The sequence below is a fragment of the Bradyrhizobium sp. DN3 genome, assembly GCF_041357655.1.
Lineage (GTDB): Bacteria > Pseudomonadota > Alphaproteobacteria > Rhizobiales > Xanthobacteraceae > Bradyrhizobium.
The window spans coordinates 352,518-379,268 of record NZ_JAULLN010000003.1 but is presented as its reverse complement, the minus strand read 5'-3'; the positions used below and the strand labels follow the sequence as shown (position 1 = coordinate 379,268).

25 protein-coding genes are annotated in these 26,751 nt (G+C 64.3%); 17 read left to right on the top strand and 8 right to left on the bottom strand.

All coding sequences use genetic code 11. The annotated features are described in order from the left end of the window. The first annotated feature begins 44 nt into the window (after nt 1–44). Both AAE027_RS07155 and argC read left to right on the top strand, forming a co-directional pair. On the top strand, nt 45–710 hold the full coding sequence (locus AAE027_RS07155) for an FMN-binding negative transcriptional regulator (RefSeq protein WP_370987452.1): 666 nt from the start codon (nt 45–47) through the stop codon (nt 708–710). Continuing rightward, nucleotides 707–1,690, top strand: coding sequence for an N-acetyl-gamma-glutamyl-phosphate reductase (argC, locus tag AAE027_RS07150; RefSeq protein WP_370987451.1), 984 nt, complete (start codon nt 707–709; stop codon nt 1,688–1,690). The genes AAE027_RS07155 and argC overlap by 4 nt, the downstream gene beginning before the upstream one ends. 145 nt (nt 1,691–1,835) lie before the next feature. Here argC and AAE027_RS07145 read toward each other — a convergent pair whose 3' ends face one another. Next, nucleotides 1,836–2,234 (bottom strand): MAPEG family protein, encoded by a 399-nt coding sequence (locus tag AAE027_RS07145; RefSeq protein WP_370987450.1) that lies wholly within the window; start codon nt 2,232–2,234, stop codon nt 1,836–1,838. A gap of 143 nt (nt 2,235–2,377) precedes the next feature. Further along, entirely contained in the window at nt 2,378–4,198 is a 1,821-nt protein-coding gene (locus tag AAE027_RS07140) for a PHA/PHB synthase family protein (RefSeq protein ID WP_370987449.1), read from the bottom strand. 254 nt (nt 4,199–4,452) lie between these two features. Between AAE027_RS07140 and AAE027_RS07135 the strand changes: the two genes are divergently transcribed. From AAE027_RS07135 to AAE027_RS07110, 6 genes are all read left to right on the top strand, one after another. Beyond that, entirely contained in the window at nt 4,453–4,728 is a 276-nt protein-coding gene (locus AAE027_RS07135; protein ID WP_091887926.1) for a hypothetical protein, read from the top strand. A 234-nt stretch (nt 4,729–4,962) separates the two neighbouring features. Then, the gene (locus tag AAE027_RS07130; protein ID WP_370987448.1) at nt 4,963–6,183 is read left to right on the top strand and encodes an LL-diaminopimelate aminotransferase; all 1,221 of its coding nucleotides are present in this window, start codon (nt 4,963–4,965) and stop codon (nt 6,181–6,183) included. 28 nt (nt 6,184–6,211) lie between these two features. Then, the gene (locus AAE027_RS07125; protein WP_370987447.1) at nt 6,212–7,528 is read left to right on the top strand and encodes a homoserine dehydrogenase; all 1,317 of its coding nucleotides are present in this window, start codon (nt 6,212–6,214) and stop codon (nt 7,526–7,528) included. Between the two features lie 161 nt (nt 7,529–7,689). Continuing rightward, complete coding sequence (glpX, locus tag AAE027_RS07120) at nt 7,690–8,691, top strand: class II fructose-bisphosphatase (protein ID WP_035703675.1); 1,002 nt, start codon at nt 7,690–7,692, stop codon at nt 8,689–8,691. A 152-nt stretch (nt 8,692–8,843) separates the two neighbouring features. Continuing rightward, a complete protein-coding gene (locus AAE027_RS07115) occupies nt 8,844–9,563 on the top strand; it encodes a haloacid dehalogenase type II (RefSeq protein ID WP_370987446.1) in 720 nt (239 codons plus the stop codon). Between the two features lie 67 nt (nt 9,564–9,630). Further along, the gene (locus tag AAE027_RS07110) at nt 9,631–10,047 is read left to right on the top strand and encodes an ASCH domain-containing protein (RefSeq protein ID WP_370987445.1); all 417 of its coding nucleotides are present in this window, start codon (nt 9,631–9,633) and stop codon (nt 10,045–10,047) included. 36 nt (nt 10,048–10,083) lie between these two features. Here AAE027_RS07110 and AAE027_RS07105 read toward each other — a convergent pair whose 3' ends face one another. Continuing rightward, nucleotides 10,084–10,749, bottom strand: a complete 666-nt coding sequence (locus AAE027_RS07105; protein ID WP_091887917.1) for a GntR family transcriptional regulator — start codon at nt 10,747–10,749, stop codon at nt 10,084–10,086. 116 nt (nt 10,750–10,865) lie between these two features. Here AAE027_RS07105 and AAE027_RS07100 point away from each other — a divergent pair, with 116 nt between their 5' ends. The 6 genes from AAE027_RS07100 (at nt 10,866) to AAE027_RS07075 (ending at nt 17,239) form a co-directional block, all read left to right on the top strand. After that, nucleotides 10,866–11,660, top strand: a complete 795-nt coding sequence (locus AAE027_RS07100; protein ID WP_370987444.1) for an enoyl-CoA hydratase/isomerase family protein — start codon at nt 10,866–10,868, stop codon at nt 11,658–11,660. 10 nt (nt 11,661–11,670) lie between these two features. Further along, a complete protein-coding gene (locus AAE027_RS07095; protein ID WP_370987443.1) occupies nt 11,671–12,924 on the top strand; it encodes a CaiB/BaiF CoA transferase family protein in 1,254 nt (417 codons plus the stop codon). 50 nt (nt 12,925–12,974) lie between these two features. Further along, nucleotides 12,975–13,967, top strand: a complete 993-nt coding sequence (locus AAE027_RS07090; RefSeq protein WP_370987442.1) for a Bug family tripartite tricarboxylate transporter substrate binding protein — start codon at nt 12,975–12,977, stop codon at nt 13,965–13,967. A 238-nt stretch (nt 13,968–14,205) separates the two neighbouring features. Continuing rightward, entirely contained in the window at nt 14,206–14,688 is a 483-nt protein-coding gene (locus AAE027_RS07085; protein ID WP_370987441.1) for a tripartite tricarboxylate transporter TctB family protein, read from the top strand. 11 nt (nt 14,689–14,699) lie between these two features. Beyond that, nucleotides 14,700–16,238 (top strand): tripartite tricarboxylate transporter permease, encoded by a 1,539-nt coding sequence (locus AAE027_RS07080; RefSeq protein ID WP_370987440.1) that lies wholly within the window; start codon nt 14,700–14,702, stop codon nt 16,236–16,238. Further along, the gene (locus AAE027_RS07075; protein WP_370987439.1) at nt 16,235–17,239 is read left to right on the top strand and encodes a 4-hydroxythreonine-4-phosphate dehydrogenase PdxA; all 1,005 of its coding nucleotides are present in this window, start codon (nt 16,235–16,237) and stop codon (nt 17,237–17,239) included. Before AAE027_RS07080 ends, AAE027_RS07075 begins: the two co-directional genes overlap by 4 nt. Before the next feature lie 88 nt (nt 17,240–17,327). Here the strand turns inward: AAE027_RS07075 and AAE027_RS07070 are convergent, their stop codons facing one another. The 4 genes from AAE027_RS07070 to AAE027_RS07055 form a co-directional block, all read right to left on the bottom strand. Next, entirely contained in the window at nt 17,328–18,620 is a 1,293-nt protein-coding gene (locus AAE027_RS07070) for an adenylate/guanylate cyclase domain-containing protein (protein WP_370987438.1), read from the bottom strand. 262 nt (nt 18,621–18,882) lie between these two features. After that, nucleotides 18,883–19,299 carry a cupin domain-containing protein gene (locus tag AAE027_RS07065; RefSeq protein ID WP_370987437.1) on the bottom strand — a complete coding sequence of 139 codons (417 nt, stop codon included), beginning with the start codon at nt 19,297–19,299 and terminating at the stop codon, nt 18,883–18,885. A 40-nt stretch (nt 19,300–19,339) separates the two neighbouring features. Continuing rightward, nucleotides 19,340–20,083 carry an SDR family oxidoreductase gene (locus tag AAE027_RS07060; RefSeq protein WP_370987436.1) on the bottom strand — a complete coding sequence of 248 codons (744 nt, stop codon included), beginning with the start codon at nt 20,081–20,083 and terminating at the stop codon, nt 19,340–19,342. Between the two features lie 392 nt (nt 20,084–20,475). Then, on the bottom strand, nt 20,476–21,552 hold the full coding sequence (locus tag AAE027_RS07055) for a methyl-accepting chemotaxis protein (protein WP_370987435.1): 1,077 nt from the start codon (nt 21,550–21,552) through the stop codon (nt 20,476–20,478). 284 nt (nt 21,553–21,836) lie between these two features. Between AAE027_RS07055 and recJ the strand changes: the two genes are divergently transcribed. From recJ to AAE027_RS07040, 3 genes are all read left to right on the top strand, one after another. Next, nucleotides 21,837–23,678, top strand: coding sequence for a single-stranded-DNA-specific exonuclease RecJ (recJ, locus tag AAE027_RS07050; protein WP_370987434.1), 1,842 nt, complete (start codon nt 21,837–21,839; stop codon nt 23,676–23,678). Between the two features lie 34 nt (nt 23,679–23,712). Further along, nucleotides 23,713–24,522: an SDR family NAD(P)-dependent oxidoreductase gene (locus AAE027_RS07045; protein WP_370987433.1), complete on the top strand. Its 810-nt coding sequence runs from the start codon at nt 23,713–23,715 to the stop codon at nt 24,520–24,522. Nucleotides 24,523–24,617: 95 nt separating this feature from the next. Further along, complete coding sequence (locus AAE027_RS07040; protein ID WP_370987432.1) at nt 24,618–25,409, top strand: aldolase; 792 nt, start codon at nt 24,618–24,620, stop codon at nt 25,407–25,409. 6 nt (nt 25,410–25,415) lie between these two features. Here AAE027_RS07040 and AAE027_RS07035 read toward each other — a convergent pair whose 3' ends face one another. Continuing rightward, nucleotides 25,416–26,645 (bottom strand): lytic murein transglycosylase, encoded by a 1,230-nt coding sequence (locus tag AAE027_RS07035; RefSeq protein ID WP_370987431.1) that lies wholly within the window; start codon nt 26,643–26,645, stop codon nt 25,416–25,418. Nucleotides 26,646–26,751 lie beyond the last annotated feature (106 nt).

The window sequence follows — 26,751 nt, the reverse complement described above, 5'->3', positions numbered from 1 at the left end:
TCTGATCCGGCGGCTCCCCAAAGGAGGCCCAGCAGGAGACCACGATGTACACGCCACCCTTTTTCAAGCAGGACCGCGCCGCGAGCCTGAAATTCGCCGAGGAGCGCGGCTTCGGCACCATGTGCGCCTTCGACGGCCACAAGCCGGTCGCGTCCCCCTTGCCGTTCTATCTGACCTACGCCGCTGACGGCACGCCGCAGGCCGCCCTTCATGTCGCCCGTCACAATCCGCTGCTAAAGCTTGCGGGCGGTGATACGTCCTGGTTGCTCGCGGTCAATGGCCCCGATGCCTATGTATCGCCGGATTGGTACGTCTCGCCCGATCAGGTGCCGACCTGGCTCTACCAGTCGGTGCATCTGAGCGGGCCGGTGCGGCTGCTAGCGGACGACGAACTGGCGGTGCAGATCGACACGCTCAGCGACAAGTTCGAGACTCGGCTGCTGCCGAAAAAGCCGTGGACATCAGGCAAGATGACGGCGGGCCGGCTCGAGACAATGAAGAAGGCGATCGTGGGTCTGGTGATGACGGTTGAGGAGGTCGAAGGCAGCTTCAAGCTGAACCAGCACAAATCGGACGCCGACTATACGGCGATCGCCAATGCGCTTGGCGCCGGCGATGCCGATGCGAAGCAGATCGCACATTTGATGCGGCAGGCCCGGCCGCAAGCTTTTGCAAACGATACGAACATGCTCGAAGGGAGCGCGCCATGAGCCTCGCTGACACCACCAAAGCCCCGACCACCAGCGCGGCGAAGAAGCCCGCAACCGTCTTCGTCGACGGCGGCTCCGGCACCACCGGGCTCGGCATCAATGAGCGGCTGAAGCTCCAGGGCGACGTCGCGGTGAAGACCATCGCCGACGACAAGCGCAAGGACCCCGCGGCCAAGAAGGCGCTGATGGAGGAGGTGGATCTCGTCATCCTCTGCCTGCCCGACGATGCCGCCAGGGAGACGGTCGCTCTCGTCGACAGCATGGGCACTTCTGCACCGAAGGTGCTGGACGCCTCGACGGCCTACCGGGTCGCGCCGGATTGGGCCTATGGCTTTCCCGAGCTGACGCCGGATCAGGCCGGCAAGATCAAGGCCGCGAAAAAGGTCTCCAATCCCGGCTGCTATCCGACCGGCGCGATCGCGCTATTGCGGCCGATCGTCGATGCCGGCCTGCTGCCGCAGGATTATCCCGTCACCGTCAATGCGGTGAGCGGCTATTCCGGCGGCGGCAAGTCGATGATCGCGAGCTTCGAAGACGGCAGCGCGCCGTCCTTCGAGCTCTACGGTCTCGGCTTCGAGCACAAGCATCTGCCTGAGATGCAGCTCTACTCGAACCTGACGCGGCGGCCGATCTTCATTCCCTCGGTTGGCAATTACCGTCAGGGCATGCTGGTCTCGATACCGCTCCAGCTCGACACGCTGCCGGGCAAGCCCAGCGGATCCGATCTCCAGGCCGCGCTCGCCAAGCGCTACACCGGCTCGAAATACGTCAAGGTGATGCCGCTCCAGAACGAGGCGACCAAGGGCGGCCGGCTCGAGCCGGAGGCGCTCAACGAAACCAACATGCTCGAGCTCTACGTCTTCGCCAGCGACAAATATCACCAGGCCGTGCTGGTCGCCCGGCTCGACAATCTCGGCAAGGGCGCCTCGGGCGCAGCCGTGCAGAACATGCGGCTGATGCTGGGATTGCCGGAGGAGTAGGGCACGCTTGTGCCCCGGACGCGGCGCAACGCCACTTGGCGGTGCGCCGCAGAGCCGGGGCCCATTTCTTACTTGGGTTGTGGCTTTCTGGATCCCGGCTCAGCGGCGCATCACTATCGTGCTGCGCCTTGTCCGGGACACGAGTCTACAACGCCCTAAAGATCGCCAGCGCCAGCACGGCCTGGGCGAGGAAGCCGACGGTGAAGGCGAGCGTGCGGAACACCGGGATCCCGATCGCGTAGACGATCAGATGCGCGACGCGGGACCAGAAATAGACGGCGCAGGCGAGCACGGTCCATTTGGTGGAATAGTCGATCGCATTCAGGATCAGCACCAGTGGCGCGAAGATCACGAGATTCTCGACCGCGTTGTCGTGCGCGAACATCAGCCGGGTGGCCCATTCGGCCTGCGGCTTGTCGCTGCGCGAGGGATTGGCCATGGCCCCGGAAAGACCGCGGACCTGGCAACGGTTGATGATGTAGGGGATCCAGAGGATGCCGGTCAGGATCACCGTCAGTGTTAGCCAGAACAATTCGCGCGTCATAGTCCGGTCCCCTCTGTCGTCACGGTGGTGAGAGCGAGTCTATACGAAAGCGCGCAAGATTGCGCCATGCGCGAGGAAGCTTTGGTTTTGTTTGCGCATGGTCCTTTTTCGGAAAACCGCTTCGCACTTTTCCGGATCATGCGCTATGCGCGGACCGTGACATAGCTGCCGGGCGCGTCTTCGATCGGCGGCAGGGCGTCGCTGCCGACCGCGCGCGCCGGGACTTCCTCCGGATCGAGTGCGCCCAGCCATTGCCGCCAGTCCGGCCACCACGAGCCCTGATGCTCGACGGCGCCCTTCATCCATTGCGCGACGTTGACGTCCTTGATGTTGTCGTTGGTCCAGTACTGATACTTGTTCGAGGCCGGCGGATTGACCACGCCGGCGATGTGGCCCGAGCCCGACAGCACATATTTCACCGGGCCGCCGAAGAACTGCGAGCCGTACAGCACCGATTCCGCCGGCGCGATGTGGTCCTCGCGGGTGGCGAGGTTGTAGACCGGTACCTTGACCTTGGAGAGATCGAGCAGGGTGTTGTCGAGCACCATCGTGCCGGTCGACAGCCGGTTCTCCAGATAGCAGTTGCGCAAATAATAGGAATGGTTCGACGCGGTCATGCGCGTCGCATCGGAATTCCAGTGCAACAGGTCGAACGCGCTCGGCTGCTGGCCCTTCAAATAGTTGCTGACGACATAGGACCAGATCAAATCGTTGGAGCGCAGCATGTTGAAGGCCATCGCCATCTTCGAGCCTTCGAGCACGCCGGCCGTCTTCATGTCATGCTCGAGGGCTGCGATCTGCTCCTCGTCGACGAACACGAGGAGATCGCCGGCATGGGTGAAGTCGACCTGGGCCGCGAAGAACGTCGCCGATGCAACGCGCTGGCGGCGTTTCTCGGCGAGCCAGGCCAGCGTGGTCGCGAGCATCGTGCCGCCGACGCAATAGCCGGCGGTATGCACCTTCATCTCGCCGGTGACCCTCTCGATCACGTCCATCGCCGTGAGCGGGCCTTCCTTCATGTAGTCTTCCCAGCCCTTGTTGCCGAGCCGCTTGTCGGGATTGACCCATGAGATCACGAACACGGTGATGCCCTGATCGACGCACCACTTGATGTAGGATTTCTCCGGCTTGAGATCGAGAATGTAGAACTTGTTGATCCAGGGCGGCACGATCAGGAGCGGGGTGCGCAGCACTTTCTCCGTGGTCGGCGAATATTGGATCAGCTGCATCATCTCGTTCTGGTAGATCACCTTGCCCGGCGTCGTCGCCATGTTGACGCCGACGACGAGATTGTCCGGATTGGATTGGCGGATCTTCAGCATGCCCTTGCCGGCCGCGATGTCCTCGGCGAGCATCTTGAGGCCGCGCGCGAGGTTGTCGCCGCTGCTGGCCACCGTCTCGCGCAACACCTCCGGATTGGTCAGCACGAAGTTCGATGGCGACAGCGCGTTGGTGACCTGCTGGACGTAGAACTCGGCCTTACGGCGTGTGTGCGGATCGAGCCCTTCGGCGTCGCGCACCAGTTCCTGCGCCCATTTGGTCGTGAGCAGATAGAGCTGCATCACGAAATCGAAGAACTGGTTCGACTTCCATTCCGGATCGGCAAAGCGCTTGTCGCGCGGCGAGGGCGCGATCGCGGGCGGGGCGTCCTGGCCAGCCATGCGGCGGACCGCCGAGCCCCAGAGGTCGAGATAATCCTTGGCGAGCTTGGTCTGGAGATCGGAGGAGCGGGACGTGTCCGACAGCCAGTATTCGGCGACCGAGGTGAAGGTCTTGACGACCTCGGCAAGCTCGGCCGGCGGGCGATCCTGCACCTCGCCGCTTTCGCGCGGTTTGAGATAGGCAGCGAGCGCCTTGCCACCACTCTCCATCGCTCGCGCGACATTCATCGCGAAGGCTTCGGCATCGAACTTCGTCTCGAACGTGTTGCCGGATTTGGGCGTGTCGGTTGTGATGGTACTCATGCGCAGAACAGTAACGATTCATTCCGTATTCGTCACCGCGAAGCTCGCATCTTTGGCGTTAAACACTCTCGAAGATGTGCTGCAGTGCGACAAATTTTCTTGGTTTCGTCACAATCGAGCCGCACCGCTCGGCTTGGTAGTGCCGGGCTATTTTCTCGCTCACACCATTTGGGCAGCAATGGTTTGAGCTTGGGCGCGGTCTTGGGTAAGGTTTGCCCGGGGCCGTGCTTTGGGACGAGTAGGGGATTTCCCAAGTGTTGGCGTTATGGGACCTGCAAAAGACGCTGCCGATCCGCGGCGCGCTGTTGATCGCGGCGCTCGCCCTCGGCGGCTGCTCGAGCCAGCTTGCGGATATGACACCTGCGGATGCGCAGGCGCATCCCAAGGAGCCCGGCAGCTATCTGCCGGTGCATGATCTGCCGCCGGATCGCGATCAGGCGACCATCCCGCCGGACCAGCGCGCCAAGATCGAGGCTGAGCTCGCCGCGGCGCGCGATCGTCAGGCCGTGGCCGCCAAGGACGCCAAGTGAGCAGCCAAGTGAGCAAGTGAGACGGTGCAAGGTAATCGCTGGCGCCCCCGTCTTGCCGTGCTAAAAGACCTCAGTTCAGCCGAGAGTCAGGGCGAACGACTTCAGTCGCCATTGTCGATGATTGCTCTAAGTATTTGATTTTGAGTAGTTTTCGCGAGGGGCTGGGCGCGTTTCCGAACGGCCGTTGTGGCCTGTCGATTCTGTCCTGACCGGCTGCCCGGAGCCCAGAGAGCCATGGAAGAATTTTACCGCATCCGCCGCCTGCCGCCTTACGTGTTCGAACAGGTCAACCGGGCCAAGGCGGCCGCGCGGAATGCCGGCGCCGACATCATCGACCTCGGCATGGGCAATCCGGACCTGCCGGCCCCGCCGCATGTGCTCGAGAAGCTCAAGGAGACGCTCGGCAAGCCTCGCACCGATCGCTACTCGGCCTCCCGCGGCATCCCGGGGCTGCGCCGGGCCCAGGCCGCCTATTATGACCGCCGCTTCGGCGTGAAGCTCAACCCGGACACCCAGGTCGTAGCGACGCTGGGCTCGAAGGAGGGCTTTGCCAACGTGGCGCAGGCCATCACCGCGCCGGGCGATGTCATCCTCTGTCCGAACCCGAGCTACCCGATTCACGCGTTCGGCTTTTTGATGGCGGGCGGCGTGATCCGCTCGGTACCTTCGGAGCCGACGCCGCAATTCTTCGAGGCGGCGGAGCGGGCGATCATCCATTCGATCCCCAAGCCGCTGGCGCTCGTCGTCTGCTATCCCTCGAACCCGACCGCCTATGTCGCGAGCCTCGACTTCTACAAGGATCTCGTCGCCTTCGCGAAGAAGCACGAAATCCTGATCCTGTCCGATCTCGCTTATGCCGAGGTTTATTTCGACGAGAATAGCCCGCCGCCCTCGGTGCTCCAGGTGCCCGGCGCGATGGACGTCACCGTCGAGTTCACCTCGATGTCGAAGACCTATTCCATGGCCGGCTGGCGCATGGGCTTTGCGGTGGGCAATGAGCGCCTGATCGCGGCACTCGCCCGCGTCAAATCCTATCTCGACTACGGCGCGTTCACGCCAGTGCAGGTCGCCGCGACCGCGGCGCTGAATGGACCCGACGATTGCATCAAGGAGATGCGCGACACCTACCGCAAGCGCCGCGACGCGCTGGTGGAATCGTTCGGCCGCGCCGGCTGGGAGATTCCGCCACCGGAGGCCTCGATGTTCGCTTGGGTGCCGCTGCCGGAGGCCTTCCGCAGCGTCGGCAGCATGCAGTTCGCGACCCTGATGGTGGAGAAATCCGGCGTCGCGGTGTCGCCCGGCGTCGGCTTCGGCGAGTATGGTGAAGGATATGTCCGCATCGCCATGGTGGAAAACGAGCAACGGATCAGGCAGGCCGCGCGCGGCGTGCGCCGCTTCCTTGAAAGCGGCATCGAAACGTTGCACAACATCGTTCCGCTCGCCAATCGGCGCTAGTTCTCTTCTGCAGGTTTTCTGAAGTATCATGGTCGCACCCCTGAAAGTGGGCATAGCGGGGCTCGGCACCGTGGGTGCCGAAGTTGTCCGTTTGATCGAAACGCAAGCGCGCGTGCTCACGGGGCGCAGCGGCCGCGGCATCCGCGTCGTTGCCGTCACCGCGCGGTCGAAGGCGAAAAAGCGCGGCGTCGACCTGCGCGGCGTCGAATGGGCGAAGGATCCGATGGCCCTTGCCACCCATCCCGAGGTCGATTGCTTCGTCGAGTTGATGGGTGGTGCCGGTGATCCCGCGCTGTCGGCGGTGGAAACCGCGCTCAATGCCGGCAAGTCCGTTGTCACCGCCAACAAGGCGCTGCTCGCCAAGCACGGCCTCAAGCTCGCCAAGGCGGCTGAAAAGCACGGCGGTGCGCTGAATTTCGAGGCAGCGGTCGGCGCCGCGATCCCTGTCATCAAGACGTTACGCGAAGGTCTTGCCGGAACCGGCATCAACCGCGTCTATGGCATCCTCAACGGCACCTGCAATTACATCCTGACCCGGATGGAGCAGGAGGAGCTGTCCTTTGCCGAATGCCTGAAGGACGCGCAGCGGCTCGGCTATGCCGAGGCCGATCCGTCCTTCGACGTCGACGGCCACGACACCGCGCAAAAACTCGCCATTCTCGCCAGCCTCGCTTTCGGCACAAAAGTTGCTCAAAGCGCAGTGTATGTCGAAGGCATCTCATCCATCGCGCCGGAAGATCTTCGTGCGGCGGCCGATCTCGGTTACCGCGTCAAGCTCCTCGGCGTTGCGGTTCGCACCGCCAAGGGCATCGAACAGCGCGTGCATCCGACCATGGTGCCAAAATCCTCCTCGATCGCGCAGGTGATGGGTGTCACCAATGCAGTCACGATCGACGGCGAGGGGATTCCGCCGATCACGCTGGTCGGCCCCGGCGCAGGCGGTGCCGCGACCGCGTCCGCCGTGGTCGCCGACATCGCCGATGTTGCGCGCGGCATCCGCGCCAATCCGTTCGGCCGGCCCATCGCGCAACTGCACGACACCAAGAAAGCGCCGATGGAGCGGCATGAGGGCGGCTATTACATCCGCCTGCTGGCGCGCGATTTCCCGGGTACAGCGGCCGCGATCGCGACCCGGCTTGCAGAACAGAAGATTTCGATCGAGTCGATCGTGCAGCGTCATCCCAATGGCGGCGCTGCGCCCAGCGACGGCAAGGCGGTGCCCGTGCCCGTCATCCTGATCACCTATGCGACCCATGAAGACGCCGTGCGCCGCGCGCTCGCCGCCGTTCAGCACGACAAGGTAATCAGCGGACGGCCGCAGGTGATCCGGATCGAGAAGAACTAGAGCATGATCCGGACCCGGAAGGCCGCGTTAGCGCAACGCATGTGGCGGTTTTCCGGAAAAGAGATCATGCTCAAGCGGAGAGGACGGTTCGAACGAACCGTTGGCGTTGCGAGTTGATGCGGACAGAGGTGTCCGCCGAGCTGTTTTAAAGGAGTGAGCCAATGTCGACCCATATTTCAGTCCCGCCGCAAGCGTTGCTCGAGCGCATTCTCACGCTTGAGATCGTGCGGGTGACGGAGCGGGCGGCGGTGTCGTCGGCGCGACTGCGCGGGCATGGCAACGAGAAGCAGGCTGATCAGGCCGCTGTGGACGCCATGCGCCGCGAGCTCAACAAGCTGCCGATCGAAGGCACTATCGTGATCGGCGAAGGCGAGCGCGACGAGGCGCCGATGCTCTTCATCGGTGAGAAGGTCGGCATGAATGCCGGTCCCCAGGTCGATATCGCGGTCGACCCGCTCGAAGGCACCACGCTTTGCGCCAAGAACATGCCGGGTGCGATCGCGACCATGGCGATGGCCGATGGCGGCACCTTGCTGCACGCCCCCGACGTCTACATGCAGAAGCTCGCGATCGGACCGGGCTACGACAAGGGCGTCGTCGATCTCGATGCGTCGCCCGCCGACAACGTCCGCCGCCTCGCCAAGGCCAAGGGCGTCAAGCCGGAAGGCATCACGGTTCTCGTGCTCGACCGTCCGCGCCATGCCGACATCATCGCGAGCGTGCGCTCAACCGGCGCGGCCGTGCGCCTCATCACTGACGGCGACGTCGCCGGCGTGATCCACTGCGCCGACCCCGACAACACTGGCGTCGACATGTATCTCGGCACCGGCGGCGCGCCGGAAGGCGTGCTCGCCGCCGTGGCGCTGCGCTGCATCGGCGGCCAGATGCAGTGCCGCCTCATCCTCGACTCCGAGGAGAAGCGCGAGCGCGCCGCCAAGATGGGTGTCAACGATCCCAAGATGATCTACGGCATCGAGGACATGGCGCGCGGCGACTGCCTGTTCGCGGCCACCGGCGTCACCACGGGCTCGCTGCTGTCGGGCGTCAAGTTCCGCAAGGATGGCGTGATTGAAACCGAGACGGTGGTGATGCGCTCGGTCACCGGCACCGTGCGCTATATCAAGGCCGAGCACCGCGAGCTGGCGAAGTTCCATTTGGATTGATGCTCCCTGTCATTCCGGGGCGACGGGACCGCGCAACGCGCGGCCCGGAGAGCCCGGAATCCATCGAGCGGCAGAGTTCGAGGTGAAATGGATTCCGGGTTCGCGCTCTGCGCGCCCCGGAATGACAATAAGAATCATCACGGGAAGCGCCCATGTCCGATCTCTCCGCCGTCAAAGCCCTTGTCTTCGACGTGTTCGGCACCGTGGTCGACTGGCGCACTAGCCTCATCACCGACTTCATGTGGTGGGGCAGGCAGCGCGGCATCAGCGCCGATTGGACCGCTTTGGTCGACGGCTGGCGCGGCATGTACATGGCCTCGATGTACGACGTGCGCAAACATCCCGAGCGCGGCTATGTCATGTTGGATGATCTGCACCGCCGCTCGCTGGAAAAGCTGGTCGATCAATTCTCGATCAAGGGCCTCACGGAAGCCGATCTCGACTATCTCACGAAAGGCTGGCATCGTCTCAATCCCTGGCCCGATAGCGTCGCCGGCCTCACGCGGCTCAAATCGAAATTCGTGATCTCGCCGCTGTCGAACGGCAATGTCGCGCTGCTCACCAACATGGCGAAGTTTGGAGGGCTCCCGTGGGACCTCATCATGTCGGCCGAGCTGTTCGAGCACTACAAGCCCGATCCCGAGACCTATCTCGGTGCCGCGCGCCTGCTTTGTCTCAAGCCGGAAGAGGTAATGATGGTCGCCGCCCACAACGGTGATCTCGCGGCCGCCCAGAAGAACGGGCTGAAGACCGCGTTCGTGGCACGGCCGACCGAATATGGTCCGCTGCAGAAGGTCGATTTCGAGGCCACCGGCAACTGGCACATCGTCGCCAAGGATTTTGGCGGGATCGCCGACAGGCTGGGCTGTTAGGCCGTGTCTTCATGACGCAGTAAAGTCTGATTGCGCATGACGAGGGGACGTGAAGGCCTGAAGACCCATGAGCAAACCGATTCCCGAGCGCTATCAGAACCTCCGGACGTTTGCGTTCGGGGACAGCCCCGCACTCGCAGATGAATTGGTCGAACTCGTCATCAAGGGCATCAAGACCGCGACGTGCAGCACCGAAGACGAGCCGAACACGTCCACGCCCGGTGAGCGCTGGGTCGTGCTCGACGGGCGAGGAGAGGCGCGCTGCGTCATCGAATCCATCGACGTAACATATCGGCGCTTCAATGAGGTCGACGCAGCTTTTGCATATGATGAGGGTGAAGGTGACCGGAGCCTGGCCCATTGGCGCCGCGCCCATCAGGCGTATTTCGGTAGGCTTGGACGATATAGCGACGACATGATGCTGATGTGCGAGCGCTTTCGCCTCGTCGAGGTCTTTGGCGACATTCCACGCCAGGATTCATAGCTTCGGCGGTCGACGTTAGAAGTTCAGGGCCGCACCTCACGCGATGCGCAGCGTAAGGTCGTTTCCCTCCCGTTCCGCAAAACCCGCCTGCAAAACCTCTTCGCGCTTGTGGCGCAGATGCGCACGCAGGATGTGGGCGAGGCCGGCGCCGTCGCGCCTTTGCAGCGCGTTCAGGATTGCATCATGCTCCTTCACGGCGAGCGCCCAGCGCTGCGGCGTCATCGGCGTGACGTAGCGCGCGCGGCGGATGCGCGCGGTCACCGACGTGTAAAGCCCCGCGAGCACCGGGTTTCCGGCAGCATTGACGATGGCTTCGTGAATGGCGCGGTTTCCGCGATAGTACTGGATCAGATCGCCGTCGCGATAATGCTGCACCATGGCGGCATGCACCGCGGCGATCTCGTCGATCTCGGCATCGGTGATGCGCTCGCAGGCAAGCTCGCCGGCGAGGGCCTCCAGGCCCTGGCAGACCTCGAACAGGTCGCGCATGTCCTTGTCGGTCAGCTTCGCCGCGCGCGAGCCGCGATGCGGCAGCAGCTGCACGAGGCCTTCGGCGGCCAGCACCTTGAGCGCCTCGCGCAGCGGCGTGCGCGAGATCTCGAGCCGCTCGCACAGCTCGCGCTCGGGAATCCGCGCGCCCGGCGGGATTTCGCCGTCGAGCAGGATGGCGCGGATGCGGCCGACGACTTCTTCATGAAGCATGGGTCTGAACTCAATTTGCATTCAAAAATGAACTCATGTGCGGATATTTGCAAGTTCCTGCTTGAAAATTCCAAATTTTGCATTCAAAAATGTAAAAAACAGAAAGGCATGAGGAAATGGACCTGCAAGTGGAGGCAGAAGACCTCGTCTTCGAACGCCAGGACGGCATTGGGCGGATCACCTTCAACCGTCCGCAGGCCCGCAACGCCTTCACCTTCGCGATGTACGAGCGGCTCGCCGCGATCTGCGAGGAGGTGAACCGCGACCATGCGATCAAGGTGCTGGTGCTGCGCGGGGCCGGCGACAAGGCGTTCGCCTCGGGGACCGACATCAACCAGTTCCGGGAATTCAAGACGCCGCAGGACGCGATCGACTACGAGAACCGCATTGATCGGGTGCTGACCACGCTGGAGCAGTGCCGGGTGCCGACGATCGCGGCGATCAACGGGTTCTGTACCGGAGGCGGGGCGGGCATCGCCGCGGCCTGCGACCTCCGCATCGGCACCAAGAGCGCCAAAATTGGTTTCCCCATTGCTCGCACGCTCGGCAATTGCCTGTCGATGTCCAATGTCAGCCGTCTCACCGCGCTCATCGGCGCCGCGCGCGTCAAGGATCTGATCTTCACTGCACGTCTTGTCGACGCCACCGAGGCCGCAAGTGTCGGACTGCTCGGCGAAGTCGTCGAAGATACTGCCGCGCTCGAGCGGCGCACTGAGGAGGTCGCCCGGCTCGTCGCCAGTCACGCGCCGCTGACGCTGAATGCGACCAAACAGGCTGTGGCGCGCCTGCAACGACGGCTGACGCGGGACGAGGGCGAAGATCTCATCCTGATGTGCTACACGAGCCAGGATTTTCGCGAAGGGCTCGATGCTTTCCTCAACAAGCGCGCGCCTCAATGGCGCGGCCAATAGGACGGGCCCGATGCAAAGTTCGCAATCCACCTCTCGTCGTTCGGGACCGCTCGCCGGTCTCAAGGTCATCGATCTCACCCATGTCATGGCAGGGCCGACCTGCACCCTGATGCTGGCCGACATGGGCGCCGACGTCATCAAGATCGAGAAATGGCCGAACGGCGACGATACCCGCCATTCGGTGCCGCCGAAGATCGGCGACGAGGCGGCCTCCTTCCTGATGATGAACCGCAACAAGCGCGGCATCGTGCTGGATCTGAAAACCGACGGCGGCAAAGAGGTGCTGCGGCGATTGATCGCGAGCGCCGACGTGCTGGTCGAGAATTTTGCGCCCGGCGCGATGGAGCGTCTCGGTTTCGGCTACGAGGCACTGCACGCCGAATTCCCGGCGCTGATCTACTGCTCGCTGTCCGGCTTCGGCCGCACCGGACCCTACAAGCACCGCCGTGGCTTCGATCTGGTCGCGCAGGCCATGAGCGGCATCATGAGCTTCACCGGTGAACGTCCCGACGGTCCGCCCGTCAAATGCGGCCCGCCGCTGTCCGACATCACCGCCGGCCTGCTCGCGAGCATGGGCATCCTCGCCGCGTATACGCATCGCCTCAAGACCGGCGAAGGGCAGTGGGTCGAGACCTCGCTCTATGAGGCCGCCCTGGTGCAGACCTACTGGCAATCGACCATCGCACTGGCCGCGGGCACCGCGCCGCGCGCCATGGGCTCGGCCCATCCGCTCAACGCGCCGTACCAGGCCTTTGAAGCATCGGACGGCTGGATCGTCGTCGGCGGCGCCAACAAGAAGCATTGGCTGTTGATGCTGGAGGCGCTCGGCGCCAGCGAGCTCGCCGCTGATCCGCGCTTCGTTAACGGGGCCGACCGCATGGCCAATCTGAAAGAGCTGGAAGCGGTCCTGAGCGAACGCTTCCGCACCCAATCACGGGCGCACTGGCTCGCGGCGCTGGACGAAAAGGGCGTGCCCTGCGGTCCCGTGCACGACATGCTGGAAGCGCTCAGCGATCCGCAGACGCTGGCGCGCGAGATGGTCGTCGAGGTCGAGCACTCCACGCTCGGCCCCGTCAAGACGATCGGGCTTCCCATCAAGTTTTCGGAGACCCCAGGCAAAGTGCGATCAGGTGCGCCGGTCTATGGTCAGCACACGAGCGAGGTGCTGGCCGAGCACGGGTTCGACCAGTCGCGAATCGAAGCGCTCGAAAAAGAAGGCGCGATCGTGCTGGCCGCAGGAAGACGCGAGGAACGCGTCGCCTGAACGGGCGTCGATACGACAACAACAAAAGACAAGATCAGCTGGAGGAAATCATGGGTCGGACGTCAACATTTCTGCTCTCCGCGGCCGCGACCGTGCTCGCCGGCACGATGCCGGCGCTTGCCGCCTGGCAACCGCAAAAGCCGATCGAGTTCGTGGCCACTGCCGGGCCGGGCGGCGGCACCGACAACCTTGCCCGCGCGGTGCAGAACATCATCGCCAAGCACAAGCTGACGGAGCAGCCGATCGTCGTCGTCAACAAGGGCGGCGGCAGCGGCGCCGAAGGCTATGTCTACGGCAAGGCCTCCGCGGGCGACCCCTACAAGGTGATCTTCGGCACCTCGAACGCCTGGCAGCAGCCGCTCGTCTCCAAGGTCGCCTTCAACTACACCGATCTGACCCCGATCGCGGCGATGGCGCAGGACGAGTTCCTGCTCTGGGTCAAGCAGGACGCGCCGTACAAGACGGCGGGCGACTATCTGAAGGCGGCCGCATCGGGCGAATTCAAGATGGGCGGCGCGCAGTCAAAGGACACCGACGAGGTGCTGACGCGCATGATCGAGAAGGCCGGCAAGGTCAAGCTGACCTACATCCCCTTCAAGAGCGGCGCCGAGACCGCGGTGCAGCTCGCCGGCGGACATCTCGACTCCCACGTCAACAACCCCAGCGAAAGCCTCGGGCAATGGCGCGGCGGCACGCAGCGCCCGCTCTGTGTTTTCAGCCCGAAGCGGCTGCCGCAGGGCGCGAAGGTCACCGCGACCGAAGGCTGGAGCGACGTTCCGACCTGCATCGAGCAGGGCCTCGACATCAAGCAATATGAGCAGCCGCGCACGGTGTGGCTGCCCGGCAAGGTCACGCCGGACCAGGCGGCGTTCTATGTCGACCTCATGAAAAAGGTGCAGGCGACGCCGGAATGGAAGGACTACATCGAGAAGACCTCGCAGGTCGACACCTTCATGACCGGCGCCGAGCTCGACAAATTCATCAAGGAGGACCTCGAGCACGTCAAGCAGGTCGCGGGCGAGCAGGGCTGGCTCGTCAAGTGAGGCGGGGCTGTTGCATCGGCGGTGCCACAAATTCCGGCGTCGTCCCGGCGAAGGCCGGGACCCATAACCACAGGGACGAGTTTGATGAAGACTCGGATCCACATCGGTACGACGACCAACGCCTCTCGAGAGATCACGCGGTATGGGTCCCGGCCTTCGCCGGGACGACGCGGTGGATGGAGAAAACGCGTGCGTCATGCACGGCCGGACGTTGTCCGCCGCTCGAACGGAGCCCCCAATGATCTCCCGCCGCGCGCTTGAACTTGCGACCGCCGTACTCACCGGCAGCTTTGGTGTGGCCGTCGTCGTCTCCAGCCTCGACAACGGCATCGGCTGGTCGAGCGCGGGCGTGGACGCCGGGACGTTTCCGTTCCTGACCGGGATCATCATCGTGCTTGGGAGTCTCTACAATCTGGTGCGCGGCGTATTACCGGTTGCCTCGCTGGCGAATGTCCCCATCGCCATCACGCCGATCGAGCTGCGCCGGCTCGCCGGCCTGTTCGTGCCGGCCGCGATCTTCGTGGCCGCGATTCCGCTGGCCGGGATGTATGTCGCCTCGGCGCTGTATGTCTTCGCAGTGCTGGCGATCCCCCGGCACCAATCGGTGCCGCGTGCGCTCGCCATGGCGGGGGCGACGGCACTCGCACTCTACGTCGTGTTCGAGCGCATGTTCCAGGTCAGTCTGCCGCACGGCGCGCTCGCCGCCGCGCTCGGGTTCTGACGGAGAGGCCGATGGATAATCTCGCAGAACTCCTGCACGGCTTCACTATCGCGGTCACCGTGCCGCATCTGGCGCTGATGGCGATCGGCGTGCTGCTCGGCATTCTCGTCGGCGTGCTGCCGGGGCTGGGCGCGCCGAACGGGGTGTCACTGCTCCTGCCGCTGACCTTCGGCATGCAGCCAGTCTCGGCAATCATCCTGCTCTCCAGCATGTATTGGGGCGCGCTGTTCGGCGGCTCGGTGACCTCGATCCTCTTCAACATTCCCGGCGAGCCGTCGTCGGTCGCGACCACCTTCGACGGCTACCCGATGGCGCGCGACGGCCGGCCGACGACGGCGCTCGCGACAGCCTTCGGTTCGGCGGCGTTCGGCGCACTGATCGGCGTCATCCTGATCACCTTCCTCGCATCCTGGGTGGCGCAAGTTGCGCTCGCGTTCGGGCCGGCCGAGTATTTTGCGGTCTATTTCCTCGCTTTCGCGAGCTTCGTCGGCATGGGCGGCGCGGCGCCGATCAAGACCGTCGTGGCGCTGGCGATCGGCTTTGCGATCGCCGCCATCGGCATCGACACCGTCTCCGGCAGCGTCCGCCTCACCATGGGCGTCGAAGAGCTCGTCAAGGGCGTGAGCTTCGTCGTCGCCGTGATGGGCCTGTTCGGCATCGGCGAGCTGCTGGTTGCCGTCGAAGAGGAGTTTCATGCCCGCGCGGTGTCCTCCAAGATCGACTGGAGCGAAGTGTTCCGCGCGGTCGGCCGCCTGCCGCAGCATGGCGTGGCGCTTCTGCGCAGCGCGGCGATCGGATGCTGGATGGGGATCACGCCGGGCGGCCCGACCGCGGCATCCTTCATGAGCTACGGCATCGCCCGGCGTTTCTCGCGCCGCGGCCGATATTTCGGCACGGGCGAGGTCGAAGGCATCATCTCGCCGGAGACGGCCGATCATGCCGCCGGCACCAGTGCGTTACTGCCGATGCTCTCGCTCGGCATTCCCGGCTCGGCGACCGCGGCGGTCATGATGGGCGGGCTGATGATCTGGGGTCTCAATCCCGGGCCGATGCTGTTCGTCGACAGCAAGGATTTCGTCTGGGGGCTGATCGCCTCGATGTATGTCGGCAACATCGTTGCGGTCGCGCTGGTGCTGCTCACCGTTCCGGTCTTCGCCGCCTTGATGCGGATTCCCTTCGTGGTGATCGCGCCCCTGATCGTGATCATCTGCGTCGTCGGCGCCTATTCGGTGTCGAACTCCTATCTCGACGTCGTCATGATGCTCGGCTTCGGGATCGTCGGCTATCTCTTCAAGAAGCTGTTCTATCCGCTGGCGCCGCTCGTGCTCGCGATCGTCATCGGCGACAAGGCCGAGGATGCGTTCCGGCAGTCGATGCTGATCTCCAAGGGATCACTCGGGATCTTTTTTGCAAACAAGCTGGTGACGTGCCTGATCGTGGCCGGGATCGCGCTGTTGCTGCTTCCGCTGGTGCTGCAGCTCGCGCGGCTCTGGCGCAAACCCGCACCGTCTACCGATCGGACGACAGCTGAGGAAAAGGTGATCATATGACCGCAAAGCCGCTGATTGCATTGGCCATGGGAGACCCCGCCGGCATCAGCCCGGAACTGACGGCGAAGCTCGCCGTGCAGGACGACATTCGCGCGAGCTGCCGGCTCGTCGTCATCGGTGACCGGCGTATCTTCGACGAAGGTGCGCGCGTCGCCGGCGTCAAGCCGAAGCTGGTGATGGTGGAGCAGGGGGCCGACCTTCGCGCGGCGGAGGGCGAGACGCTGTTCGTCGATCTCGGCCATCTCGATCCCAAGGAGGTCGAGCCGAAGACCGCGACCCTTGCCGGCGGAAAATTCGCACTGGCCAATTACCGGCACGCGCTCGAGCTCGGCCGCGACGGACGCGTCGATGCGGTCTGCTTCACCCCTTTCAACAAGCAGGCGATGCGCCTTGCCCGCGCCGAGTACGATGACGAGATCGCGTTCTCCGCCGAGGTGGCCGGTCTCAAGACCGCGGCAAGCGAATTCAACGTGCTGGACCGGCTCTGGAACGCGCGGGTCACCTCCCACATCCCGCTCAAGGACGTCGCTGCAAAGCTATCCAGCGAGCGCATCCATCGCGCGCTCAAGCTGACCGATGCCTGCATGCGCAATGCCGGCTTTGCCCGACCGCGCATCGCGGTCGCGGGTCTCAATCCGCATGCCGGCGACGGCGGCAATTTCGGCAGCGAGGAGATCGAGGTCATCGCGCCAGCAGTCGCAACCGCTCAGCGCGAGGTCATCGCCGCGGAGGGACCGTTTCCCGCCGATACCGTGTTCCTGCGCGCCAAGGCCGGCGCCTTCGACGCGGTGCTGACGATGTATCACGACCAGGGGCAGATCGCGATGAAGCTGATGGGATTTGATCGCGGCGTGACCCTGCTCGGGGGCTTTCCATTCCCGATCTGCACGCCCGCGCACGGCACCGCCTACGACATTGCTGGGCAAGGCATCGCATCGATAGGCGCCAGCCGCGCCGCGCTGCTGCTCGCAGCGGAAATGGCGGCGCGGCGCGCCGCCTGATCGAGCTGACGGCAAATCAGGTGTGCGAGCCAGGCAGTTCGTCTGCAAACCGTTTCCGCGATCATCGGTTGCGGCACTGAAGGCGCTCTCACCGTTGGTGGGCCAGCCGCGAACCACCGATACGGTGATACTCGGAAAGAAAATGATCGTTCGGCAGATTTCCGTCTTCGTTGCGCGAATATTCCCTCTTAAGGCCGTTGAGAAAGAACATTTCATGTGCGCGCGCATGCTTGGCCTCGACAGGGCCGCGCGATTCCAAGTCGAATAGCCCGTGGACGTGCCCGGCCACGGTTTCCGAGACGTTGATCCGGCCAGCGACTCCGAACGCCTCCATGAACCACGCGGTGTTGACTGCATCACCCCAGATGTCGAAGGTCATTCTGCGGTTGCCAACGACACCGGAGATGACCGGTCCGGTATGGATTCCGATGCGCAATTGCAGGGCATGTTCGCCGATCGCTTCGCATTCCGCTCTCAGGTGGTCGAGCTGCGCCCGCATCTCCAACGCCGCGAGGCAGACATCGATCGAGTGCCGCCGGTCGGGCGAAATAACGCCCGCAACCGCCATGTAGGCATCGCCCATGGTCTTGACCTTCTCCAGACCGTGTCGGGCACCGATTTCGTCCAGGGCCGAGAAATATTCGTCGAGGAGATGGATGAGCCTGGCTGGCTCGGTCCGTTCGGCGAGCAGGGTAAAGCCCTGAATATCCGCGAACAGAATGGTGGCCGACCGGGTGTATTTCGGCTGAACTCTGCCGCGTCGCGTCAGCTCGTCGGCGATCGGCGCCGGCAAGACGTTGTGCAACAATTCCTCGGCGCGTGCTCGCTCAGCGGCGGCCTCGAGGCGTGCTTGCTCCAGTTGCTTGATGGTCTGGCGATCCTCGATCAGCTTGCGACGGAGTTCCAGTTGCGCCAGCACCTGATGCGACAGCATTCGAAGAGCTTCCGTCTGCTCGAAAGACAGCTGCCTCGGCTCGAAGTCCATCACGCAAAGCGTTCCGAGCGCATAACCTTCGTTAGTGATGAGCGGCATGCCGCAATAGAATCGGCAGGATGGCTTCAGTGAGACCATCGGGCTGTTTTCGAAACGCGGATCCCGTTTCAGGTCGGGAACGACGAGCAGTTCGGTGCCGCAAATCGTCGTTGTGCAGACAGCGTTCTCGCGCGGAGCGTCAGTGACTTCGGCCGGCAGACCATATCGTGCCTTGAGCCAGCGCCGCTCGTCGTCGATGAAGCTGATGTAGGAGACCGGGCAGCCGCAGAGCTGCGCCGCGAGCTCGGCGATTTCGTCATAAGCAACTTCCGGCGCGCTATCGACGATGTCGAGCGCGCGCAGGGCGGCCAACCTCTCAGCTTCGTTTGTGGGCGCCGGTGACGGCATGCTGGTCTCCGCGGCGGAGAACCTCGGTGGGTCCCGCCTTCCGGAAATCGAGCGGACGACCACCCCGTTCATTTGGGGCGTGCTGGCGCGCGACAAGTGGCACTGACCGGCTCGTCGGCCGGTTCCGTCGCGCAAATGCATGGGCGCGCTTCTTTGCACACGGAACTCTGCGGAGGGTTTCAGTCGAATGGGCAAAGAGTGCCGTACACGATAACCCCGTCGATTGGCACGACGATTGTGGGCCTCACTTGCAGATCCGGCGCTATTTCGCGATCGGCGTCGTCAACTCCTTGTCGGCCGTATCCACCACGAAAACGGCAAGCAGTTTCGCCGGCTCGGTATCGCTGGCGTTGGCGCTGACGGCGTGACGGTCGCCGGGCCGCTCGGAAAAGTTCTCTCCCTTGTGAAAGACCTTGGCGGGACCATCATTGACCTGACTGCGGATCGCGCCTTCCAGGACCGTGGCATAAATGAAGGCAGAGGGAGCATGAATGTGCGCGGGTGAGGAGCCTCCGGGGCCATATTCGACCAGCACGCCTTTCATGCTCTTGCCGGGGACGTTGGGCAGAGTCTGGTCGAACACGACCGTTACCTTTGCCAATGGCGCTGCCGGCTCGGCTGCATGAGCCGTCAGCAACGAGGCAGCATAAACCGCTGTAGCAATCAGCAATCTGCGCATGGGATGTCCTTCACTGCGGTGATGGTCGTGATTACAAGTCTCAGAGGCCGGCGAGCCATGTTGCGAGCGGCGTTTTCCCGAGCCGCGCCTCGCCGAGCGGGTTCAGCGATGTGTCGTCGATGGGGGCGCCGTAATACATCGCCTTCGGGTCTCCGACCACGGGACGTGTGTCGCCGGCCGCCTTCAGGCGGCGCGCGATGAATTCATTGAAGGGGGCCTTCTCAGGTCCTGCGATATCGATCGTACCGTTGAGCGGCCGGCCCGTTGCGACCTCCGCGAGGCGAGCAACGACGTCATCGGCCGCGATCGGCTGAAACTGGGCCGTGGGAACGACAATTTTCCCCTCGATCACGCTTGTTTCGGCAATGGCGGCGAGGAATTCGAAGAACTGAGTGGCGCGCACGATCGAGTAGGGGACCGAAGAGGACTTGATGATGGTCTCCTGGGCGAGCTTGGCACGGAAATAGGTGTTGTCGGGCGACCGTTCGGTGCCGACAATTGAAAGGGCCACGTGATGCTTCACGGCCGCAGCAGCCTCTGCCGCGGCGAGATTTTGGCTCGAACGCTGGAAGAAATCGAGCACGGCGGCCGGCTCCCAGGACGGTGCATTGGCGACGTCAACGACGACATCGGCGCCGGCCAGCGCGGCAGCGAGGCCTTCGCCGGTCACGGCGTTCACGCCTGATTTCGGTGAGGCGGCCACCGCCTCATGGCCCTGCTGTTTGAGCTTCGCCACGAGCTTGGATCCGATCAATCCGGTCCCGCCGATCACGACGATCTTCATGGCATGTCTCCTCGGTATTTTACGAGCGCGAGATGACCAATGCGAACTCGCGCTCTCACGTCGATGAACGTGATGCGAAGCGACTCTACGCGACCATTGGCGCGGGGCTCTTGCCTGTAACGAGCGTGGCTTGCCTGAAAATGCTTCAGAAGCCGGGGTGCGATCTCACAAAACCGCTAAGGGATCATCCCTCGTGCTATGAACACGACCTGCGATGATCGCAGATTGCCAGTGTTTTGCCCGACGTGTCAAAGCGTTGTGACGGTCCCCTAAGAACAGCAAGGAAGCCTCGTCGGAAAACACCAATGAAAGCAACCCCTTGCTACTGTGCATGGGGTTGTTTTCGCGTGTTTTGATAGGGGCGGGCTACCCGTCCGATTTTGCGGGGCGCCTCACGCCCCGCAGACGATCACGCCGTACCAGCCGAGCCCACGATAGGTCTCATAGCCCGGGGTGGCATGGAATGCGACCAGCGCACCGGTGCGGTCGTGATAGAAGCCGGAGCGCTGGCCGTTCAGCGAGATCGAGAGGCGCTCGCTGAGGATGCCCTGGCCGTCGGAGGCGGCAATCACGCGAAGATTCGAGTCGACCAGCAGCACGCGCGCCTTGTCGCTGTCGCCAACTCGCACGCCCTGGACGATGGCGCGGGCCTGCGGCTCCCAGTCGAAATGGATGGCGAGCACGCCGATCGGCGCGCCGTGGGCCTGGCCGCCGGCGCGGACGCTGGCGCAATAGGTCGCGACCTGCGCGTTGCCGAGCAGCGATTGGTTCTCGACGTCGCCGGCGACGTAGTCGTCGCCGGAGCGCAAGGATCGCGCCTCGCGAAACCATTTGGTGTGAGCGACGTTCTGGCCGACGACGCGGAACCGGTCGGCGCGGCCATTGGCGATGACGTTGCCGTCGAGATCGCAGAGCCAGAGGTCGAGATAGACGGTGTAGGCCCCCAGGATCACGCCGAGGCGCTGCGAGACGTGGTTTACAGCCGCCGCGCTCGGCGAAGCCGCGCAATCGACTACGGCGGAGTCGGTCGCCCACCAGCGCACGTCGCAGGTGCGCTCATAGAGATTGCGGTCGATCAGCTCGATGGCATTGAGTGACAGATCGACCATGCGCTCGCCGCGCGAGCGCTGGCTCATGCGGTCGATCGAGGCGACGAGGTCGCCGGTCCGTTTTGTCAGCTGTGTCTCGAGCTCGCGGGCGATGGTCTCGACCTGCTGGCCGACGCCGCGCACCTCCTGCGCCACCACCGCAAAGCCCGCGCCTTGCGCGCCGGCGCGCGAGCTCTCGATCAGCGCGTTCAGGGCCAGCATCTTCATCTGGTTGGTGATCTGCTGGATCGCCTTGGTCTTGTCGACCGCGATCTGGTTGACCTCCGCAGTCAGGCGGTTGATCAGCGCGGAGATGTCGGAATCATCATCAGCGGGTTCGGTGGTGATTGGCTTGGCTTTCAGACCCAGCGCAGCGGACATCGGGGAGCTTCCCTTGGCAATGAGGTCTGATCTGCAATGAACCCAGGACAACAAATTACAGATCGAATACGATTCCTTTTCGAGGATTCCGCCTAACGCCCGCTTAATTTGCTGTTTTGCGGGTTGCCTAAATGATAGTCACCGCGTGCCGCCAGGATCGCTCATCCACCGCTTTGTGCCTGGCGGCCGTTGCAAAATCCGGCGGCTTGCCGGCCAATCCGCCAGTGACCCGGACGCCTTGCGTGTTCGTCCGGCCCCCGAGTTCCCAAGATCGCTCTCGAATCATGACGCCATCCGCCACTGCCTTGCCCGTCGAAGCGCCCCAAGCGTTCCTGGGGGTGACGCGCTCGCTCACCGACAAGCTCTGGCGTGACCGGCTCGACGGGCGCGGGGCGGCGAAGGCGCTTGCGATCGTGCAGCGGCACCAATTGCCGGAGCTGCTGGCGCGGGTGCTGGCCGGCCGTGGCGTCGACATCGACACCGTGCCGGACTTCCTTGACCCAACGATTCGAAAACTGCTGCCGGACCCGTTCACGGTGACGGAGATGGAAGCCGCTGCCCAGCGGATCGCTGATGCCGCGACGAAAGGCGAGAAGGTCGCGATCTTCGGCGATTACGACGTCGACGGCGCGACATCGGCGGCACTGCTCGCCTGGCATCTGCGCCATTGCGGCCTCGATCCGCTGATCCACATTCCCGACCGCATCTTCGAAGGCTACGGCCCGAACACCGAAGCAGTGCGCACGCTCGCTGCGAAGGGCGCAACGCTGCTTGTCACCGTCGATTGCGGCACCACCAGTATCGAGCCGCTGGCCGAGGCGAAGCGCCTCGGCATGTCCGTCGTCGTGATCGACCACCACCAATGCGGCCTCGATCTGCCCGAGGTCGATGCGCTGGTCAATCCGAACCGCTCTGACGATCTCTCGGGCCTTGGCCATCTCGCCGCCGTTGGCCTCGTGCTGGTCACGCTGGTCGCCGTCAATCGCGAGCTGCGCCAGCGCGGTTTCTGGCGCGCCGAGATGCCCGAGCCCGATCTGCTCGGCGTGCTTCATCACGTCGCACTCGGCACCGTCGCCGACGTCGCCCCGCTGATCGGTCTCAACCGCGCCTTCGTCGCAAAAGGGTTGATCGCGATGCGGCGACGCGACCACATCGGCCACACCGCGCTGATGGACGTGGCGCGGCTCAACGGTCCGCCGGAGGCTTGGCATCTCGGCTTCATGCTGGGGCCGCGCGTTAATGCCGGCGGCCGCATCGGCCGTGCCGATCTCGGCGTGCGGCTCTTGCTCGAAGGCGACAGCGTCGAGGCCGCGCGCATCGCCGCCGAGCTCGACCGCCTCAACAACGAGCGCCGCATCATCGAACAGGCGGCGGAAGCGCAGGCCGAAGCTGAGGCGCTCGCCTCGATCGGGCTGGAGGACAAGCTCGGCGTGATCGTCACGGCCTCCGAAGGCTGGCATCCCGGCGTGGTCGGCCTCGTCGCCTCCCGGTTGAAGGAGAAATTTTCGCGGCCTGCTTTTGCCATCGCGCTCGAGCCCGGCGGCATCGGCACCGGCTCGGGCCGCTCGATCGCCGGAGTCGATCTCGGCAAGGCCGTGCGGCAGGCGGTCACTGATGGCATTCTGCTCAAGGGCGGCGGCCACGCGATGGCTGCGGGCGTGACGCTGCGCAAGGAGAAGCTCGCCGAATTCCGCGCCTATCTGGAGAACGCGCTGGCGCGCGACGTCGCGGAGGCGCGGCACGTCAACGAGCTCTATGTCGACGGCGCGGTCTCCGCGCGCGCCGTGACGCCGGAGCTTGCGACCACCCTCAACCGTGCCGGCCCGTTCGGCAGCGGCAATCCGGAGCCGGTGCTGGCCTTGCCGGCGCACCAGCTCGTCTATGCCGACGAGGTCGGGCAGGCGCACTTGAGGCTGCGCTTCAAATCCGGCGACGGCGCCATCGTCAACGGCATCGCGTTCCGTTCGGTCGGCCAGAAGCTCGGCAATGCGCTGCTCGCCAACCGCGGTCAGCAAATGCATGTCGCGGGATCATTGTCGGTCGATCGCTACCAGGGCGTCGAGCGTGTGCAATTCCGCGTCGTCGACGTCGCGCTACCGGACCAGGGGCCATCCGTGATTAGATAGCGGCCGCAAACAACAAAAAAGAAAGGGAGTGAACATGGCAGGGCAGGTTGAGGGCAAGATCGCGCTGGTGACGGGCGGCGCCTCCGGCATCGGTGAGGCCATCGTCGAGCTGTTCGCGCGCGAGGGCGCCACCGTCGTTGCAACCGACATCGACGAGCTGCGCGGCCCCGAGCTCGCCAAGCGCATCACCAAGGCCGGCGGCAAGGCGATTTTCCTGGAGCAGGATGTCACCAGCGAGGAACGCTGGATCAAGGTCGTCGCCGAGGTCGCAAAGCGCTACGGCCGGCTCGACGTCATGGTCTCCAATGCCGGCATCGGCATTTCTGTCCCTTCAATCGTCGACATGACGCTGGCCGATTGGCGCAAGCAGAATGCGATCAACCTCGACGGCGTGTTCCTCTCGGTCAAGCACTGCCTGCCCTTGATGCGCAAGACCGGGGGCGGCTCGATCGTGATGATGTCGTCACTGGCGGGCCTGCGCGGTGCACCCGGGCTGTCGGCCTATTCGGCCACCAAGGGCGGCGTGCGGCTGTTCGCCAAATCGATTGCGATGGAGTGCGCGGCGGCCGGCGACGGCATCCGCGTCAACTCGGTGCATCCCGGCATCATCGACACGCCGATCTGGGGCAAAATCCCGACCGGCGCGACCGGTGCCGGCCAGAACGCGCCGATTGATCCGGAGGAGCGCGCCAAGGTCGTGACGCCGCTGGGCCGTGCCGGCCAGGCGGTGGAGATCGCCTCTGGCGTGCTGTATCTGGCCTCCGATGCCTCGCGTTATGTCACCGGCAGCGAACTCGTGATCGATGGCGGCATGAATGCCGGCGGCGTGCCGCGGCGCGCTTGAGCTGCGCAGGGCAGGGTGGCACTCGCAGGGGCTGACGCGCAGGCGCAGCCCCTGTACAACGCGACCAGCTCCGACCGACAGAGGTGCCCTTCGCCATGGCGCATAGCCTTCACGCTTCCTCATCCGCGCCCCATCGTTCGAACCGGCCGGACCTCGCCACCGATGCGATCCGCGCCGCGCGCGAGGATCTTGCCGCCTGCTTCCGCATGGCCGCGCGCAACGGTTTTGAGGAAGGCATCTGCAATCACTTCTCGGCCGTGGTGCCGGGACATGACGATCTCTTCCTGGTCAACCCTTATGGCTACGCCTTCCGCGAGCTGACCGCGTCGAAGCTGCTGATCTGCGACTTCCACGGCAACGTGCTCGACGGCGAGGGCGTACCCGAGGCGACCGCCTTCTACATCCATGCCGAGATGCACAAGCGCCTGCCGCGCGCCAAGGTCGCCTTCCACACCCACATGCCCTATGCGACGGCGCTGTCGATGACCGAGGGCGAGCCGCTGATCTGGGCCGGCCAGACCGCGCTGAAATTCTACGGCCGCACCGCGGTCGACCGCGACTATAACGGCCTCGCGCTCGACAACCGCGAAGGCGCACGCATCGCGTCTGCCGTCGGCGATGCCGATATCGTCTTCATGAAGCATCACGGCGTGATGGTGCTGGCCCCGACCATCGCTGAAGCCTGGGACGATCTTTATTACCTCGAACGCGCAGCCGAGGTGCAGGTGCTGGCGATGTCGACCGGACGAAAGGTGCTGCCGGTCGATCCCGCGGTTGCGGCCGAAACCTACAGGCAGATGCGCGAAGGCGATACCGAATCCGCGCGACTGCATCTCGCCGCCATCCGCCGCCAGCTCGACGCGGAAGAGCCGCAGTACCGGCACTGAGGTGGCCTACGACCCCTGCCGCAGCTTCGCCAGAACCTTCAGCCCGCCGTATCCGTCCGCCGGCGTGATGCCCGCGCGCTGCTGAAAATCCTTGACCGCTTTCATCGTGTCGTTGCCGACGCGGCCGTCGGTGCCCCCGGTGTCGAAGCCGGCCTTGGTCAGGCGCGTCTGCATCTCCTGCACCTCGGCGAGCGTCAGCGCGCGCTCGGAGCCTGGGAAGGGCTGGATGAAGGGAGGCGCGCCAAGGCAGCGGTCGCCGAGATGGCAGATCGCCAGCGCATAGTTCATCGAGGGATTGTAGCTCTTCACCGAGTAGAAATTCGGTCCGAGCAGGAAGCTCGGCCCGCCCGCAACAGGCGTCCACAGCTGCGCGGTTGCGTTCGGCTGCGGGAATGGCTGGCCGTCGGCACGGGTGACACCGGCCGACGCCCAAGCGGCGTAGGTGCGGCTACCGCTCATGTTGCCGGGCGCGCGCACCTCATAGCCCCAATGCTCGCCGCGATGCCACTTGCCACGATTGACGAGATACTTCGCGGTCGAGCCCAGCGCATCATCGGGCTTGCCGAAGGGCGAGACCTTGCCGTCGCCATCATAGTCGATGCCGACATTGAGCCAGACTTCCGGCATCCATTGCGAATGGCCCATTGCACCGGCCCAGGATCCCTGCATCTGCTCCGGCGTGCTCCAGCCCTTGTCGACGATGCGCAGCGCGTTGATCAGCTCGGTCTCCCAATAGGCCTTGCGCCGCGGTTCGTTCCAGGCGAGCGCGGCGAGCGAGGGAAACACCGGCGTCATATGGTTCTGCTGCACCAGCGGATCGCCATAGGCGGACTCGACGCCCCACAAAGCCAGCAGCGTGCCGCGCTCGACGCCGAAATCGCGCTCGATGCGCGCAAACAGCGCTTCGTTGTTCTTCAGCGCGATCTTGCCGTTGATGATGCGCCAGTCGGAGACGCGGCGGTTGATGTATTGCCAGACCTGCTCGTGGAATTCGGGCTGGTTGCGCATTTGCTTGAACACGCTCATGTCCGGCTCGACCCGCGCCATCGCGCGCTGCCAAGTCGCGGCCGAAATGCCCTTGGCCATCGCCCGTGCGCGAAAGGCTTCGCGCCATTCGTCGAAGCCTGCAGGCGCGGCGAGGGCGCGTTTTGGGACTGCAAGCAGCGCCGCTGCAGTGAACGTCGAGTGGAGCAGGGCGCGGCGCGTTGGATGGGATGAGGAATCAGCGTGCGTCATGTGCACATTCTAGCCCGAAACATGGCGCGTGTGAGTCGGTTCCTGACCCCTGATCTCCGCGCGGCCGGATCAGCCGTTCCGTCGGAACAAACTGTCGCAGTCCTGC

Bases quoted from the DNA above. Each gene is read 5' to 3' on its own strand.
- AAE027_RS07155 (WP_370987452.1), top strand. From the start codon at position 45: ATGTACACGCCACCCTTTTTCAAGCAGGACCGCGCCGCGAGCCTGAAA.
- argC (WP_370987451.1), top strand. From the start codon at position 707: ATGAGCCTCGCTGACACCACCAAAGCCCCGACCACCAGCGCGGCGAAG.
- AAE027_RS07145 (WP_370987450.1), bottom strand. From the start codon at position 2,234: ATGACGCGCGAATTGTTCTGGCTAACACTGACGGTGATCCTGACCGGC.
- AAE027_RS07140 (WP_370987449.1), bottom strand. From the start codon at position 4,198: ATGAGTACCATCACAACCGACACGCCCAAATCCGGCAACACGTTCGAG.
- AAE027_RS07130 (WP_370987448.1), top strand. From the start codon at position 4,963: ATGGAAGAATTTTACCGCATCCGCCGCCTGCCGCCTTACGTGTTCGAA.
- AAE027_RS07125 (WP_370987447.1), top strand. From the start codon at position 6,212: ATGGTCGCACCCCTGAAAGTGGGCATAGCGGGGCTCGGCACCGTGGGT.
- glpX (WP_035703675.1), top strand. From the start codon at position 7,690: ATGTCGACCCATATTTCAGTCCCGCCGCAAGCGTTGCTCGAGCGCATT.
- AAE027_RS07115 (WP_370987446.1), top strand. From the start codon at position 8,844: ATGTCCGATCTCTCCGCCGTCAAAGCCCTTGTCTTCGACGTGTTCGGC.
- AAE027_RS07110 (WP_370987445.1), top strand. From the start codon at position 9,631: ATGAGCAAACCGATTCCCGAGCGCTATCAGAACCTCCGGACGTTTGCG.
- AAE027_RS07105 (WP_091887917.1), bottom strand. From the start codon at position 10,749: ATGCTTCATGAAGAAGTCGTCGGCCGCATCCGCGCCATCCTGCTCGAC.
- AAE027_RS07100 (WP_370987444.1), top strand. From the start codon at position 10,866: ATGGACCTGCAAGTGGAGGCAGAAGACCTCGTCTTCGAACGCCAGGAC.
- AAE027_RS07095 (WP_370987443.1), top strand. From the start codon at position 11,671: ATGCAAAGTTCGCAATCCACCTCTCGTCGTTCGGGACCGCTCGCCGGT.
- AAE027_RS07090 (WP_370987442.1), top strand. From the start codon at position 12,975: ATGGGTCGGACGTCAACATTTCTGCTCTCCGCGGCCGCGACCGTGCTC.
- AAE027_RS07085 (WP_370987441.1), top strand. From the start codon at position 14,206: ATGATCTCCCGCCGCGCGCTTGAACTTGCGACCGCCGTACTCACCGGC.
- AAE027_RS07080 (WP_370987440.1), top strand. From the start codon at position 14,700: ATGGATAATCTCGCAGAACTCCTGCACGGCTTCACTATCGCGGTCACC.
- AAE027_RS07075 (WP_370987439.1), top strand. From the start codon at position 16,235: ATGACCGCAAAGCCGCTGATTGCATTGGCCATGGGAGACCCCGCCGGC.
- AAE027_RS07070 (WP_370987438.1), bottom strand. From the start codon at position 18,620: ATGCCGTCACCGGCGCCCACAAACGAAGCTGAGAGGTTGGCCGCCCTG.
- AAE027_RS07065 (WP_370987437.1), bottom strand. From the start codon at position 19,299: ATGCGCAGATTGCTGATTGCTACAGCGGTTTATGCTGCCTCGTTGCTG.
- AAE027_RS07060 (WP_370987436.1), bottom strand. From the start codon at position 20,083: ATGAAGATCGTCGTGATCGGCGGGACCGGATTGATCGGATCCAAGCTC.
- AAE027_RS07055 (WP_370987435.1), bottom strand. From the start codon at position 21,552: ATGTCCGCTGCGCTGGGTCTGAAAGCCAAGCCAATCACCACCGAACCC.
- recJ (WP_370987434.1), top strand. From the start codon at position 21,837: ATGACGCCATCCGCCACTGCCTTGCCCGTCGAAGCGCCCCAAGCGTTC.
- AAE027_RS07045 (WP_370987433.1), top strand. From the start codon at position 23,713: ATGGCAGGGCAGGTTGAGGGCAAGATCGCGCTGGTGACGGGCGGCGCC.
- AAE027_RS07040 (WP_370987432.1), top strand. From the start codon at position 24,618: ATGGCGCATAGCCTTCACGCTTCCTCATCCGCGCCCCATCGTTCGAAC.
- AAE027_RS07035 (WP_370987431.1), bottom strand. From the start codon at position 26,645: ATGACGCACGCTGATTCCTCATCCCATCCAACGCGCCGCGCCCTGCTC.